The following is a 13,733-nucleotide window of genomic DNA, read 5'->3' on the forward strand; positions in this document are numbered from 1 at the left end:
GCGGTTATTAAACGGCAAGGGGATCGACCTTATACAGTTTTGCAAGCTGTTTGCGCGTTGCATCCATATCTTTCGGATAGGGCGCGCAAAACGTCATGCGCTCGCCTGTCGCGGGGTGGGTAAGCGCGAGCTTGTACGCGTGCAGCGCGAGACGGGCTAAAAGCGGACGCTCTTCAAATACGTCGCCGTTCCACTTTTTTTTAAAATCGCTCAAGCGTACGGGTTTTTGATTACCGCCGTACAGCGGATCGCAGACGATGTATAATCCGTGTGCCGCCAAGTGCGCTCGGATCTGGTGAGTGCGCCCCGTCTTCGGAACGGCTTCAATCCATGCGTATTGACCGCAGACGCCGATGAGTCGAAAATCGGTGACGGAATCTTTACCGCTTTTTTTATTGACGACGGTGCGGTGTTTTGCGTCTCCGTCGGGAAGGAGCGCTTCGTCGGCATGCAGCGTTTCCCACAAGGGTCGTCCGTAGACGAGGCAGTGATAAATTTTTTCGACTTCTCTGCGTTCGAATTGCAGGGAGAGGAAACGGTGCGCTTTTTCATTGCGCGCATACGCGATTACGCCCGACGTATCTTTATCGATGCGGTGCACGGCAAAGAGTTTTCCGAATTCGCTTTCCGCTTCGATGTCGAGCCGCGGGGCCGCTTCGTCGTACCGGTCGGCGGCGATGAGCAGTCCGCTTTTTTTATTCAGTACGACGATATCGTCGTCCGCATAGAGCACCGTGTAAGGCGGTATTGCTTTCATAAAAACAGTATAGCAAAATGCTCGCGTGTATGAAAGGAGGACTGTAAGCAATGTTCGGTGAACGGCTGTAGAAAATTTTGCAGGGCGGTCATGATGAGAGATCGGTACAGATCGGTACGATGCGCTTGCATTCCCTTCGTTTTTCAGCTATGATGATTCCACCGACGCGGCTGTAATATAGCGGTAGTATACGAGCTTCCCAAGCTTGGTGTAGGGGTTCAACTCCCCCCAGCCGCTGAAACATAAAATTTGCGATGAAGCTATTCATTGACAGAATAATATATAATAGCAAGACGATTGGGAGTTGAACCGCGAAGTGCGCGCCGAGCAGGTGCGCCGAAGAGCTTGTAAATCCGAGCAATGCGCAGGATTTACAAGCGTGTTGATAAAAGAAAAACGTTTGCAAACGTTTTTTCAACTTCAGACTTTTGGCGGCAGGATGCCGCCGACAGCGCGCGAAGACGGCGTGGAAGGAGCGGACAGGAAGTCCGCGAGAGGAACGCTTCAACTCCCCCCAGCCGCTAAAACTTCAAATTTTCAATATAATCCTCCGCCGCAAAACAATATATAACAGCAAAATAATTGGGAGTTGAACCGCGGAGCGCGCGCGGCTCCGTCGTCAATACGGGAGACGGCTTGACGATGGTGGAACCGCTCGGCGCACGGCTTATCAATATGGACTGTGTCGCGGTTGCGGGTCATGGTATCAGAAAAGGCAATTCGTCGCAGCATACCAAGCCCCAGTGCCTGACGGCGTACCGTACAACAGGTACCATCCTCGTGAATATGGCGGGCAAAAGGATCGTGAACGAAACGGGCACCGACGCCAAATTGGTGGACGCCATGTCGAAAGCGGGCAGAGTATTTATGCTTATGGATGAAGCCGCCTTTGACGCCTATACGTCAAGCGCTATCCAACGAAAATATTTTACCGCGGCGGATAAAGAGCAATGGCTGAAAGAAAACGGTACGGGAGTAACGGCGTTCGCGCACGGCGATTCGCTGAAAGAAGTTACCGGAAGAGTGGGTATGGATGCCGAAGGACTTGAAAAAACGTTCGAAGCGTATAAATCATACGCAGCAAAGGGTGCGGATCCCGAATTCGGAAGAAAGGTGACCGTCGCTTTAAGCGATAATGGGCCGTATTATCTTGTCGAACAATGCCTGCGTTACAGTACGACGTTCGGCGGCGTTCAAATCAATAAAAAACTGCAAGTGCTCAAAAAAACAGGAAAGCGATCGAAGGCTTATATGCCGCAGGCGAATTGGTCGGCGGCGTGTTCGGCGAGCATTTTCCTTCGTCGGGTGTCGGCTGGGCAATGACGAGCGGCAAACCGGCAGAGGAGTCGGTCGCCGCAGCACTGAAGTGATCGATTTTTTGTTAGACGGTATTACGAAGAACGATATCCAAAAAAAGGGAGTGCCGTGCGAAAATACCGGCGGCACATCGGTTTTCGCTGCCGGTTTTCGGCAAAGCGCACCCTGTCAATGCCCTTGACAAATGCGATTGCTTTTCGCTAGAGTAAATGTATGAAACACGGCTTTTCCGTAAAAAACGATATGCGCTCATTCGCTGCGGGCGGCTTTTTGTCGGCGGCATACTCTTATTATCGCTATCGCTTTTTCTCCGCATGCGGAAGAGTCCCACCGGCCTAAGGCCGCGTATGTGTTTTACTGAAAGTAGGTAAACAGAGGGAACTCTTCGGAGTTCCCTTTTTTATTCGTGCGGAGGGTTTAATACCCCGACGCTTGCGTCGTAACAAAGGGTATTAAAGCCGACTGCAACCACCTTATGAGAACAACATACCACGACGCTTGTGTCGGGGTTGTTGATTTTAAATTATTACGGGAGTATGCCATGATTATTGTCTTGAAAAAGAATGCGACGGATGCCGCGATGCAGAATTTTATCCGACAGTGGAAAGAAAAAGGCTACGGCGTTCACGTTTCGCGCGGTGAAGAAGCGACGATTCTCGGTTTGCTCGGCGATACGACAAAGCTCGATACGGAAAGCGTTATCGCCGATCCTATCGTCGAAGACGTAAAGCGCGTTACGGCTCCGTACAAAATGGCAAACCGCGCTTTCCATCCCGATAACACGGTAATCGCCGTCGGGGAAGGAAAAAATGCAGTACGATTCGGCGGCGACACGGTTCCGGTGATAGCGGGTCCGTGTTCCGTCGAAAGCGAAGAGCAGGTCGTCGCGATTGCAAAAGAAGTCAAAAAGGCGGGAGCAAAATTGCTGAGGGGCGGCGCGTTCAAACCGCGCACGTCTCCGTACGCTTTTCAAGGGCTCGGTGCGCTCGGTCTTGAATTTTTAAAATCGGCAAAAAAGGAAACGGGGCTTCCGATCGTTACCGAATTGATGGACGTGCGCCAGCTGCAGTATTTCGCCGATGTCGACGTCATTCAAATCGGCGCTCGCAATATGCAAAACTTCGATTTGTTAAAAGAGATGGGCAAAGCGGGAAAACCGATTTTATTAAAACGCGGTATGGCGGCAACGATTAAAGAACTGCTTATGTCAGCCGAGTATATCATGGCGAGCGGTAACGAAAACGTCATACTCTGCGAGCGCGGTGTGCGCACTTTCGATTCTTATACGCGCAACTGCCTCGACGTGAGCGCCGTTCCGTACCTGCACAAAGTGAGCCATCTTCCCGTCATCATTGATCCGAGCCACGCGTGCGGTATGAGCTGGATGGTACCCACGCTTGCAAAGGCCGCGGTTGCGGCGGGGACGGACGGCCTCATTATCGAAGTGCATAACGATCCCGGCCGCGCGCTGTGCGACGGAGAGCAGAGCATCCGTCCCGACGAATTCGCTTCTCTGATGAAAGCTCTCGCCCGTATTGCGGAAACCGAAGGGCGACGCGTATGACGGTATCGTACATACTGCACACAGCTTATGGGGGAAATTATGAATGTAATGAATAATCTGCAAGATGCCGTTTACGGCATCGTAGGACTCGGTATCATGGGCGGATCGATCGCAAAAGCGATCCGCGCCAACGTGCTCGATATGCCGGAAGCTCGAGGAAAAATTTTTGCGTGCGATTCGCTGCCCGCGACGCTAGACGCCGCCGTTCGCGACGGTGTTATCGACAAAGGTTTTGCTCCGAGCGATGCAGGCGCGATGCTTTCCGAATGCGATATCGTCTATATCTGCCTCTATCCTCATGCGACGCTCGAATTTATTAAAACGCACCGGAACGATTTTAAAAGCGCTTCGATCGTTACCGACATAAGCGGTATCAAAACGTTTTTAGCCGACGGCCTTGCGGATTTTTCGAGGGCCGACGTTGATTGTATCTTCGGGCATCCGATGGCGGGCGGAGAAAAAGAAGGCTATGTCAATTCGAACGGCGCGTATTTTAAAGGACGAAATTATATTTTGATGCTGCGGCCTTCGAATAAAGTCGAAAACGTCGAGCTCATAAAAAGCCTCATCGCAGCGATGGGCTTTACGCGCATCGTCGAAACGGACTGCAAAACTCACGATCGCAAAATCGCATTTACGAGCCAGCTCTGTCACGTCATCGCGTCGGCTCTCGTGAAAAGCGCCGAAGACGAAACGATCACCGAATTCGGCGGCGGCAGTTTTGAAGATTTGACGCGCATCGCGATGATCAACGCACCGCTGTGGACGGAACTTTTTCTCGCAAATAAAGACGAACTCCTTTCGCATATCGCAGCCTTTGAAAAGCAGCTTGCGTTTATGAAAAAAGCCGTCGCGGAAAACGACGCCGCTTCGCTTGAAGCGTACCTCGCCGACGTGCGCACGCGCCGAATGAATATGGGAACCTTCGTCGTCAAAACGAGTACGGTACCGAACGGTTGAGGATGCGCCGATCGATCCGAAGGGGGCTGCTGCTGTAAACTTCGAAAGTAAGTAATTTTTGAACCTTGTACTCCGGCGCCAATCATGATACGATATTGATATGGAATATAGGATAAAAACGATTTGGGATCCTGAAGCTGCCGTATGGACTGCGACGAGTGACGATGTACCCGGACTCTGTCTTGAATCCGGTTCACTCGATGCGCTTATCGAAAAAGTTAAATATGCCGTGCCCGAACTTTTAGCGATGAATACGAAAACGACTGCCGGTACGGATATCGCGGTTTCATTTGCAGCGCAGCGTAAAGAAGTCGTGGCTCTTTGATGGCGGAATACAAAAAAAAGGTAAGAAAAAAATTGCTCGAATTCGGTTGTTCCTTTGTCCGGCACGGGAGAGGTGATCATGATATTCGGTAGAGTCCGGTCTCAAAAATCAATTTTACCGTTGACGGAAAAATAAAATCGCGTTTTACCGCCAACGCTATAATGAAATAGGCGGGAATTGATTTTCACTTTTAGATTCGTTTAAACCTTCGTATTGACGAGGAGAAGACCGTTCATTAGAATTGATAATTATGACCGATCTTGAAGTGCTCGACGGAGCGATCCGTCGTGTTCCCGACTTTCCGAAGCCGGGCATTCTTTTTTACGATATCACCGGTATCTTCGTCAACCCCGAGGCGTTTTCGTTTTGCATCGACAGTATGGTAAACATATATCGCGATAAAAATATAGATGCGGTTGCCGGTGTCGAATCGCGCGGCTTTTTGTTTGCAGCTCCCTTTGCCCTTCGCATGGGGATCCCGCTCGTGCTCGTGCGCAAAAAAGGAAAGCTGCCGGGCGATAAATATACGTGCGCGTATTCGCTTGAATACGGACAGGCTGAAATCGAAGCGCATAAATCGGATATCGAAAAAGGAAAGCGCTATCTCATCGTCGACGATCTCATCGCGACGGGAGGAACGCTCCAAGCTTCACGCAGTCTTATCGAACAGGGCGGAGGGGTCGTTTCGGATTTTTTCGGTGTCATAGGACTCGCCGACCTCAACTACAAAAAAACGCTTGAGCCGATACGCGTTACGACGCTCATCGATTATCACGGTGCGTGATCGCAGCTATGCTTAAGGGATATCTCTGAAATTTATAATTTCTGGAAATTATTAATTATTAAATACGGATGTCTTTATGAATGAATTGCCGTTGCATTACAAGCAGATACTGAATTCAAAAGAGACGGAACACGCGATCGTCCTGATAAAAAATTTTTTCCAAACGGCGCTTTCGACCGAATTGAATTTGACGCGCGTCACGGCGCCTCTTTTCGTGCAGAGCGGGATCGGCGTAAATGACGATTTGAACGGCGTCGAGCAGCCGGTATCGTTTCCGGTAAAAGATATGGGAAACAAGCGCATGGAAATCGTGCAGTCGCTCGCCAAATGGAAGCGGCTCAAAGTGACGGAACTCGGCATGAAAGCGGGCTTCGGCATTTACACCGATATGAATGCGATTCGTCCCGACGAAACGCTCGACGCTATTCATTCCCTGTACGTCGATCAATGGGATTGGGAAATGGTGATTACGCCTGAAAACCGTACCGTATTTTATTTGCACGAAATCGTAAAAAAAATCTACCGCTGCCTGAAGCGCGCCGAGTTTTATATTTACGATCACTATTCTGCGATCGCGCCGTCTCTCCCGGAAAATATTACGCTTTTGTACGCCGACGATTTGGAAAAGGAATACCCCGCGCTTACTCCGCACGAACGGGAAGCGAAGGCCGCAAAAAAATACGGTGCGGTGTTTATCACCGGCATCGGCGGAAAAATGCCGAGCGGCTCCGTTCACGACGGACGCGCGCCCGATTACGACGATTGGATCACCGAAACGGGCGACGGACATCGCGGCTTGAACGGCGACATCATCGTGTGGAACAGCGTGCTGAAAGCGCCGCTCGAGCTTTCTTCCATGGGCATCCGTGTTTCTCCCGAATCGCTGAAAGCGCAGCTCAAAGAACGGGGCTGTACCGACCGCGAAAAATTCGAGTTTCATAGAAAATTGTTAAAAGGCGAATTGCTACAGACGCTCGGCGGCGGTATCGGACAGTCGCGCTTGTGTATGTTTTTGCTCAGAAAAGCGCACATCGGCGAAACGCAGGTGAGCATTTGGCCGAAAAAAATTATTAAAGACTGCGCCGATGCAGGCGTCACACTTTTGTAGCACGGAAAACAAATTAAGGAAACTGTTCAAAAACTCCTTTGCAGTTCACTTCTGCGGACTTCGTAAAACAGTTTCCTTACGGAACCGACCGATAGGCTTGCAGTTTTTGGACAGCCCTCTCCAGTGGAAACGATTTTTTTTGTTGCCGACGAAACTTCCCGCCTCGACGATCTTTTGCGAAAAAAGCTGCCGCCGTATTTCGGCGGTGACGTACCCGTAAGCAATTCCAAAATACGACGCCTCATCGTCGCGGGTGCGGTATTTTCGGACGGCATGCAGCGCCGCATTCCCGCATATACGGTGAAAAAGGGAAGCCGCATCGAAGTAAAAATCGACCGGGGAAAATTTTTTTACGAAAAACAAAACGACGACATATCCTTCGAGCTTTCAAAACAATCGATTTTATACGAAGACGATTTTTTAATAATCGTCGACAAGCCCGATCGTTTTCTGACCGAACCGACGGTTGCAGGCAATCGCGGCAATATGTACGACGCCGTTATCGCTTGGCTGTGGAAAGAAAATCCTTCGCTTCGAAACAAACCTTACGCGGGTATCATGCATCGCCTCGACAGAACGACGAGCGGAGTATTGCTTTTTACAAAACAGCGCTCGGTAAATGCGCGCATACACGAACTGTTCGAAAGCGGCGCCGTAGAAAAAACATATCGCGCGCTCGCCGCAAAACCGCTCGTGCCGCCCGATGCGCAATTCAGCGTCGAAAGCCGGATAGGCAAACTCGGCGGGAGCGGTATGTGGGGCGAAGTAAAAGACGGACAAGGACGCTTTGCGCGAACGGATTTTACGGTACTCGGCGAATGCGTTCGGAACGGAAAAAAATTGTTAAAAATCGAAGCGCGGCCGATCACGGGTCGCACGCATCAAATCCGCATCCACCTCGCCTCAAGCGGTATGCCGATTTTCGGCGACGAACGCTACGGCGGCGAAAAGGCGGAGCGACTTTTTCTGCATGCCTATTCGATTTCGTTTGCGCATCCGGTAAGCGGCGATATGCTCACCGTGCGTGCAAAGCTGCCGGACGAATTTTAGCGCCGGAAAAATTGCATACGGTTTTATACTTGACGCCCCGCGTCGGGGTATTAAACCCTCCGCACGAATAAAAAAAGCTGCCGAAAAGGCAACAGCTTTCGGCAGCCATATACGATGCGTATGTTTTTACAGCGAGTCGTAGAATGCTTTTACGAGCAGCGCCGCGACGTATGCTCCCGGATCGAGCAATTCCCGGGATGCTTCTCCGCGCGTTGCCGCCCGACCGTGCACGGCAAGCATTCCCTTTGTGTTTTCATAACCGCGCATCGCTTCTTCGGCTGCGTGTGCGGCGCTCTCTTTGAGCGGCAGTTCGACGGAGTCCGTGAGCGCTTTTACTGCAGGATAAAGACCGTCGACAAATGTTTTATCGCCCTGTTTTGCTTTGCCGAGATTCATTACGCCTTCGAGATACGCACCGAACAACGCGTTGATATTTTCACGCGACAGTTCCGTAACGCCTTTCAACGCTTTCCCCGCATGCATAAGACCTGCCGCCATGAGCGTACCCATCGTCGAGGGGACGGCGGATCCCATCGCTTTTCCTGCGGCGTACAACATTTTTCCGCAGTCGCTTTCGGGAGAGTCTTTAATCGCGTTGTACGCAGCGGTAAATCCGTCGCTCATTGTCAATCCGAGGTCTCCGTCTCCGACGACGCTGTCTTTTTTTATAAGTTCGTCTTTCCGTTCGGTCATAATGTCAGAGGCGGATTTTAAAAAATTTTTTATTAATAAAGCATCCATATTTTCATTTCCTCATAGTTGTGTAAAAAACGGCGTATGAGCGGGAGCATCAAGGTATTTTTTTAATTCGTCGTCCAATTTCAAAACGCTGATCGATATGCCCGCCATCTCAAGAGATGTAACGTATTCGCCGACATAATAGCGGTGTACGCCGATACCGCGCGCTTTCATGATTTCATTGACCTTTTTTACGATAATGTACTGTTCATCGAGAGGTGTCGCTCCGAGTCCGTTGATGAGCACGGCCGTTTCATCGCCCCTGTTAAACGGCAGATCGTTTAATATTGTATCCAGCATCTCTTGAGCGATATTATCGGCGCTTTCGAGTTTTCCGCGCCTTATTCCCGTTTCTCCGTGAATCCCCATGCCGATTTCCATTTCGTCTTCGTCGATCGTAAAGCCCGGTTTTCCGACGCGGGGTACAACGCAGGGCGTCAATGCAACGCCCATCGTACGTACATTTGCCGCGGCCTTTTCCGCAATTCGCTTCACTTCTTCAAGCGGGAGCATCGCATCCGCGGCAGCGCCCGCGCATTTATATACGAATACTATACCTGCGACACCTCGTCGTTTGCTTTTTTCTCCTTGTGCCGGAGCGGCGGAAGCGACATCGTCCGCACCGAGAACGGTTTCCACTTTTATGTTCTCTTCAAAATCGGCCTGTTCCGCCGCCATATCGAAATTGAAAATATCGCCGTTATAGTTGCCGTAAATGTAAAGTACGCCCGCTCCGCTGTCTATGTATTTCGTACAGGCGAGCATTTGATCCGCACTCGGGCTTTGAAATACATCGCCGACCGAGCATGCATCGAGCATTCCTTTGCCGACATATCCGAGAAAAAGCGGTAAGTGTCCGGAACCGCCGCCCGTCGCGATGCCGACTTTGCCCTGTTTTTTATTTGCGGTTACAAGACAATGGACATCCCCGTTTGTATAGGTGATGAGATCCGGATGCGCAATGTACAGACCCTCGAGCATCTCTTTTACATAATCTTCCGGTTTGTTGATAATTTTTTTCATTACCAGTTTCTCCTGTTATGATCGATTTATAAAAATTATTAAAGATTACAATGTAATTTCCAGCTGTTCATTCTCTTGGTACGCCGAAACGACGCAATCCGTTTTATATGTCCGCTCGGGAAGCGCAATGAGGACGTGTCCCGTTTCTTTTTCTATTGAAAACGGACACAAATGATAAACGCCTGCGTTGAGCCGTACGAGCGTTCCCTTCGGCACGATAAACGCTTCCGTTTTTTCAGGGAGGAGTTTGTTGCTTGCAGGCGCGACATGGATAACGATGTCGGTGTCCAAAGGTAAAATGATTTCGCCGGTATGGTCGTGATATTCGACCGAATCCACGATCATTGCATCGCGCTTATGTACGACAAGCGGTGAAAAGCCGACAGGCGCATTGAATTTCACGGGGAAAAGAACTCTATCGGGATAAAAGCCTCCCAAATCATGACCTTCCGGATGTAAAAGGTCGGTAAAACTTCCGAACCGATTAAATACATCGACTGACAATTTTTGCGCTTTAATTTTTCTCATAATGATTACTCCTTTTCTTTTCTTTCTTCGATATATTTTGAAATCAGTACTGTGATAACTAAAATAATACCGAATACGAATGTTGCAACAAAAGAATTGACACGCCGTAAATTGAATGCACTTGAAATAAGTTGCAAAACGAAAACCGCGAGCATGACTCCGAATACATTGCCTTCTCCTCCGTTCGGGTTCGTTCCGCCGAGGACTACGATGAGCAGCGTCAACATAGTGTAGGAAGAGCCGTAATTGCTTTTTGCCGAATTGTAGTGCGACGAGATTAAAATACCGCTGAGCGCACTGAGAATTCCGCCGATGGCATACGTCATCACGGTAACTTTCACCGTATTTATGCCGCTGTATTTTGAAGCGGTTTCGTTGGTGCCGAGGAATTTAAGCTCCTGTCCGTAGACGGTTGAACGCATGATGAATGCCATAACGCAGGTGATGAGCATAAACACGTAAAACGGTATCGGAATTCCGAGGAACCTGCCGTTTGAAATCATCGAAAAAGATTCGGGAAGACCGGTAAGCGCAGGCCCTTTCGTGATCGCGAGCCCGAGTCCTTCGTACAACTGGAGACCGCACAGCGTCACGAGCATTGCAGGTATTTTTAAGTAGCCGATCAAAAATCCGTTTATTAATCCGCAACAAAGTCCGACGATGAGCGAGAGACAGACAGCTATGATAATTGAAACGGGAGAGCCGCCGTTTGCGAGCATAAAGCATGCTCCGATGATGCTTGACAGATTCGCTATGCCGACGAGGGACAGATCGATACCGCCTGAGATCATCGCAATCATCATTCCGTAACACATGATGCCGTATTCGGGCAGCTGGATAAACATACCGCGCATATTCGCCGCTCGGAGAAAACGACGAGGTTCGAGAATACTCATAATAATAAAAATTGCTATAATCATACCGAGCAGCATGAAATTTTCGCCGTACAATTTTTTTATCGGTTTTATTTTTTTTATCACAGTCATAGTATCCCGTCCTTATATCTTTTCGCTGTTTTGTATACGCTTCGCTCTGATCGATGTGATACTCGTGCCGAGTACGATAATCAATCCGATGACGAAAGTTTGAAAACGAGTGGGAACTCCGACCATGACGAGATTGTTTTGAATCAGCGCGATCAGCAAAATACCGAGTACGGTACCGATGACGGTGCCGTGTCCTCCGGTAATGCGGGTACCTCCTACGACGATGGCTGCGATGACCATCATTTCACTACCCATTAAATTTTTCGCGGTAGCCTGCCGCATAAGGATCGTGTGGGTGACGCCGCCTACTGCCGCAAGAATTCCGCCTGCGGTATATACGACCGATTGTATGAAATTTACTCGGACGCCTGCGATGCGAGCCGCATTTTTATCCCCGCCGATCGCATATATGCCTCTGCCGAACATTGTGTATTTTAAAACGATATAGAGCAGGACGAGCACTATGATCGGAATGAGAATAAAACTTGTCATTTCGAAGCGTATCCCGTTTTTGTTTATATAGCTGAATAGAAATTGCTTTGAAAGAGAATCGATATGCGGAGGGATATTCGAATACTCTTTGGTACCTAAAAATGCGAGCGTACCTCCGTTCAATATACTGCTTACTCCGAGCGTCGCAATAAGCGGAGGAATATTTCGGTATACGATGAGGAATGCGTTCAGTAAGCCTATCGCGAAACCGAGCAGGCAGGCGAGACCGTAAAAGAAAGCTACATTATCGATGTTGTATGTCAATATGAGCCGTATCGTCGCGTATGACGTAAAGCAGGCGGTAGCCGGAAACGATACGTCGATGCCGCCCATGATGATGACGGTCATTTCTATCGCGGCAAATATCAAAGAAACGAGCATTGCACGCAAAAGAGTGATGACCGTCGAAAAACTGCAAAATGCGGGATTTACAATACCGATTACGGACGCGAGTACGATTATCGTGTATAAGACGATCGCTTCATTCGACGTATACCAATCGTTTTTGATTCTTTTATCTCTGAGCATATTCATTTTTTTCCTCTTCGGTTACGGAGCTCATCATTGCGCTGATGTCTGATTCCCGTATATCGGTCACGTTGAAGACTCCCGAACTTTTTCCGTTTTTCATAATTATTAATTTATTGCAGTTGTAATACAACTCGCTCAAATCGTCGGTGATGATTATAACGCCCATCCCCTGTGCGGCGAGGTCGTGAAGGATGGCATGGATGTCCGCTTTCGCGCCGACATCGACACCGACTGTCGGGCCGTTTAAGATGATGAGATCCGGATGCGTGTTCAGCCATTTTGCGATAACCATTTTTTGAGCGTTACCGCCGGAAAGCGTTTTTATAGGCGTTTCTACCGCAGAGGCGACACAGCCGATTTTTTTTATCCAATCGGCCGTTACCTGATCCATTTTTTGCAAATCGAGCCGTCCGTGTACCATGTAGTCGGAAATCGATGCCGCTACGGTATTGTCGCGTATCGAGCGCGACAAAAACAATCCTTGTGTGAGCCGGTCTTCGGGAACGTACGCGATTTTATTTGCAACCGCGTCGGATATGGAACGTATTTTCAATTCTTTACCGCGCAATTTGATCGTACCGCTTGTCGGCGGAATGATGCCGAAAAGCGTATCTCCGATTTCTCCGCGACCGGAACCGAGCAGGCCGGTGATCCCGAGCACATCGCCTTTTTGCAATGTAAACGAAACGTTTTCAAAACTTCCTTTTCGGCAAAGGTTTTGTACGTCGCAGATGACGTCGTCATCCGTTTTCGGAGGATCGTATTTTTTGTCCACGAGTTTCCGCCCCGTCATACATTCGATGAAACGGGAACGATCGAAATCGTTTATCGAACCTGAGGCGACATTTTCACCGTTGCGTAAAATGGTAAGCGTATCCGCAATTTCGTAAATTTCTTCGAGCTTATGATTGACGATGACGATCGCCATGCCGTCGTTTTTAAGATAGCGCAATACGTCGTAAAGCATTTTGACTTCGCATTCATTGAGTGCGGTCGTCGGTTCATCGAGGATGAGCAGCTTCGCATCATTGATGATGGCTCTGCATATCGCAACCATTTGTTTATTTGAAATGCTCAAACGTTCGACGGGAATATCGGTATCCATATCGGCACCGATCATACCCATCGCTTTCAATGCAAGTTCGCGCGAATCTTTCCAGTTGATGAATTTTCTGTTTTCCATGAGGTTTCGATTCATAACGATATTTTCCGCGACCGTAAGGTTCGGAAAGACGGCGAAATCCTGATAGATTACCTGTACGCCTTTATGAATCGCATCGATGGGAGTTAAATTTTTTACTTCCGTTCCTTCAAAAAAGATTTTTCCGGATGTCGGCTTTTTTACACCGGATACTATTTTGATCAATGTCGACTTTCCGCAGCCGTTTTCACCTGCAAGACAGTGTATCTCTCCGGGATAGACGGTCAGGTCGACGCCTTTCAACGCTTGTACGCCTGTAAATTCTTTCGTTATATGAGATAATCGCAAAAAATCTTTTGCCATTGTTGTCTTCCATAAAAAATCATCGCCGTTCGAAATCCCGCTGTGGACGACCGGCAGCCGATCCAA

The 13,733-nt window shown here is 49.1% G+C and carries 14 protein-coding genes and 1 tRNA gene; 8 read left to right on the forward strand and 7 right to left on the reverse strand.

Translation table 11 applies throughout. From position 1 onward, the window contains the following. Positions 1-7: 7 nt before the first annotated feature. On the reverse strand, positions 8-757 hold the full coding sequence (locus tag H9I36_RS08975) for an RluA family pseudouridine synthase (RefSeq protein ID WP_187385014.1): 750 nt from the start codon (positions 755-757) through the stop codon (positions 8-10). 166 nt (positions 758-923) lie between these two features. On the opposite strand from H9I36_RS08975, the gene H9I36_RS08980 reads away from it, so the two are divergent. The 8 genes from H9I36_RS08980 to H9I36_RS09015 all read left to right on the forward strand — a co-directional run bounded on the left by H9I36_RS08980 (position 924) and on the right by H9I36_RS09015 (position 7,865). Next, positions 924-994 (forward strand) — tRNA-Gly (locus tag H9I36_RS08980). 345 nt (positions 995-1,339) lie between these two features. Further along, complete coding sequence (locus H9I36_RS08985; RefSeq protein WP_187385015.1) at positions 1,340-2,080, forward strand: FAD-binding protein; 741 nt, start codon at positions 1,340-1,342, stop codon at positions 2,078-2,080. Between the two features lie 535 nt (positions 2,081-2,615). After that, entirely contained in the window at positions 2,616-3,638 is a 1,023-nt protein-coding gene (aroF, locus tag H9I36_RS08990) for a 3-deoxy-7-phosphoheptulonate synthase (RefSeq protein ID WP_187385016.1), read from the forward strand. A gap of 39 nt (positions 3,639-3,677) precedes the next feature. Further along, entirely contained in the window at positions 3,678-4,598 is a 921-nt protein-coding gene (locus H9I36_RS08995) for a prephenate dehydrogenase (protein WP_187385017.1), read from the forward strand. A gap of 100 nt (positions 4,599-4,698) precedes the next feature. Continuing rightward, positions 4,699-4,923, forward strand: coding sequence for a DUF1902 domain-containing protein (locus tag H9I36_RS09000; RefSeq protein WP_016521546.1), 225 nt, complete (start codon positions 4,699-4,701; stop codon positions 4,921-4,923). 250 nt (positions 4,924-5,173) lie between these two features. Continuing rightward, entirely contained in the window at positions 5,174-5,707 is a 534-nt protein-coding gene (locus tag H9I36_RS09005; RefSeq protein WP_187385018.1) for an adenine phosphoribosyltransferase, read from the forward strand. A gap of 76 nt (positions 5,708-5,783) precedes the next feature. Continuing rightward, complete coding sequence (asnA, locus tag H9I36_RS09010) at positions 5,784-6,815, forward strand: aspartate--ammonia ligase (RefSeq protein ID WP_187385019.1); 1,032 nt, start codon at positions 5,784-5,786, stop codon at positions 6,813-6,815. Positions 6,816-6,938: 123 nt separating this feature from the next. After that, a complete protein-coding gene (locus H9I36_RS09015) occupies positions 6,939-7,865 on the forward strand; it encodes an RluA family pseudouridine synthase (RefSeq protein ID WP_187385020.1) in 927 nt (308 codons plus the stop codon). Between the two features lie 126 nt (positions 7,866-7,991). Here H9I36_RS09015 and H9I36_RS09020 read toward each other — a convergent pair whose 3' ends face one another. The 6 genes from H9I36_RS09020 to H9I36_RS09045 form a co-directional block, all read right to left on the reverse strand. After that, the gene (locus H9I36_RS09020) at positions 7,992-8,606 is read right to left on the reverse strand and encodes a dihydroxyacetone kinase family protein (protein WP_187385021.1); all 615 of its coding nucleotides are present in this window, start codon (positions 8,604-8,606) and stop codon (positions 7,992-7,994) included. Positions 8,607-8,618: 12 nt separating this feature from the next. Beyond that, positions 8,619-9,626: a dihydroxyacetone kinase subunit DhaK gene (locus tag H9I36_RS09025; protein ID WP_187385022.1), complete on the reverse strand. Its 1,008-nt coding sequence runs from the start codon at positions 9,624-9,626 to the stop codon at positions 8,619-8,621. Positions 9,627-9,671: 45 nt separating this feature from the next. After that, positions 9,672-10,154 carry a DUF4867 family protein gene (locus H9I36_RS09030; RefSeq protein ID WP_187385023.1) on the reverse strand — a complete coding sequence of 161 codons (483 nt, stop codon included), beginning with the start codon at positions 10,152-10,154 and terminating at the stop codon, positions 9,672-9,674. Between the two features lie 5 nt (positions 10,155-10,159). Then, positions 10,160-11,074: an ABC transporter permease gene (locus H9I36_RS09035; protein ID WP_255422717.1), complete on the reverse strand. Its 915-nt coding sequence runs from the start codon at positions 11,072-11,074 to the stop codon at positions 10,160-10,162. A 78-nt stretch (positions 11,075-11,152) separates the two neighbouring features. Continuing rightward, a complete protein-coding gene (locus tag H9I36_RS09040) occupies positions 11,153-12,166 on the reverse strand; it encodes an ABC transporter permease (RefSeq protein ID WP_255422718.1) in 1,014 nt (337 codons plus the stop codon). Continuing rightward, the gene (locus H9I36_RS09045; RefSeq protein ID WP_187385025.1) at positions 12,147-13,667 is read right to left on the reverse strand and encodes a sugar ABC transporter ATP-binding protein; all 1,521 of its coding nucleotides are present in this window, start codon (positions 13,665-13,667) and stop codon (positions 12,147-12,149) included. The genes H9I36_RS09040 and H9I36_RS09045 overlap by 20 nt, the downstream gene beginning before the upstream one ends. Positions 13,668-13,733: the final 66 nt, after the last annotated feature.

It is taken from the genome of Treponema sp. Marseille-Q4130, from assembly GCF_014334325.1.
In the GTDB taxonomy this organism is placed as follows: domain Bacteria; phylum Spirochaetota; class Spirochaetia; order Treponematales; family Treponemataceae; genus Treponema_D.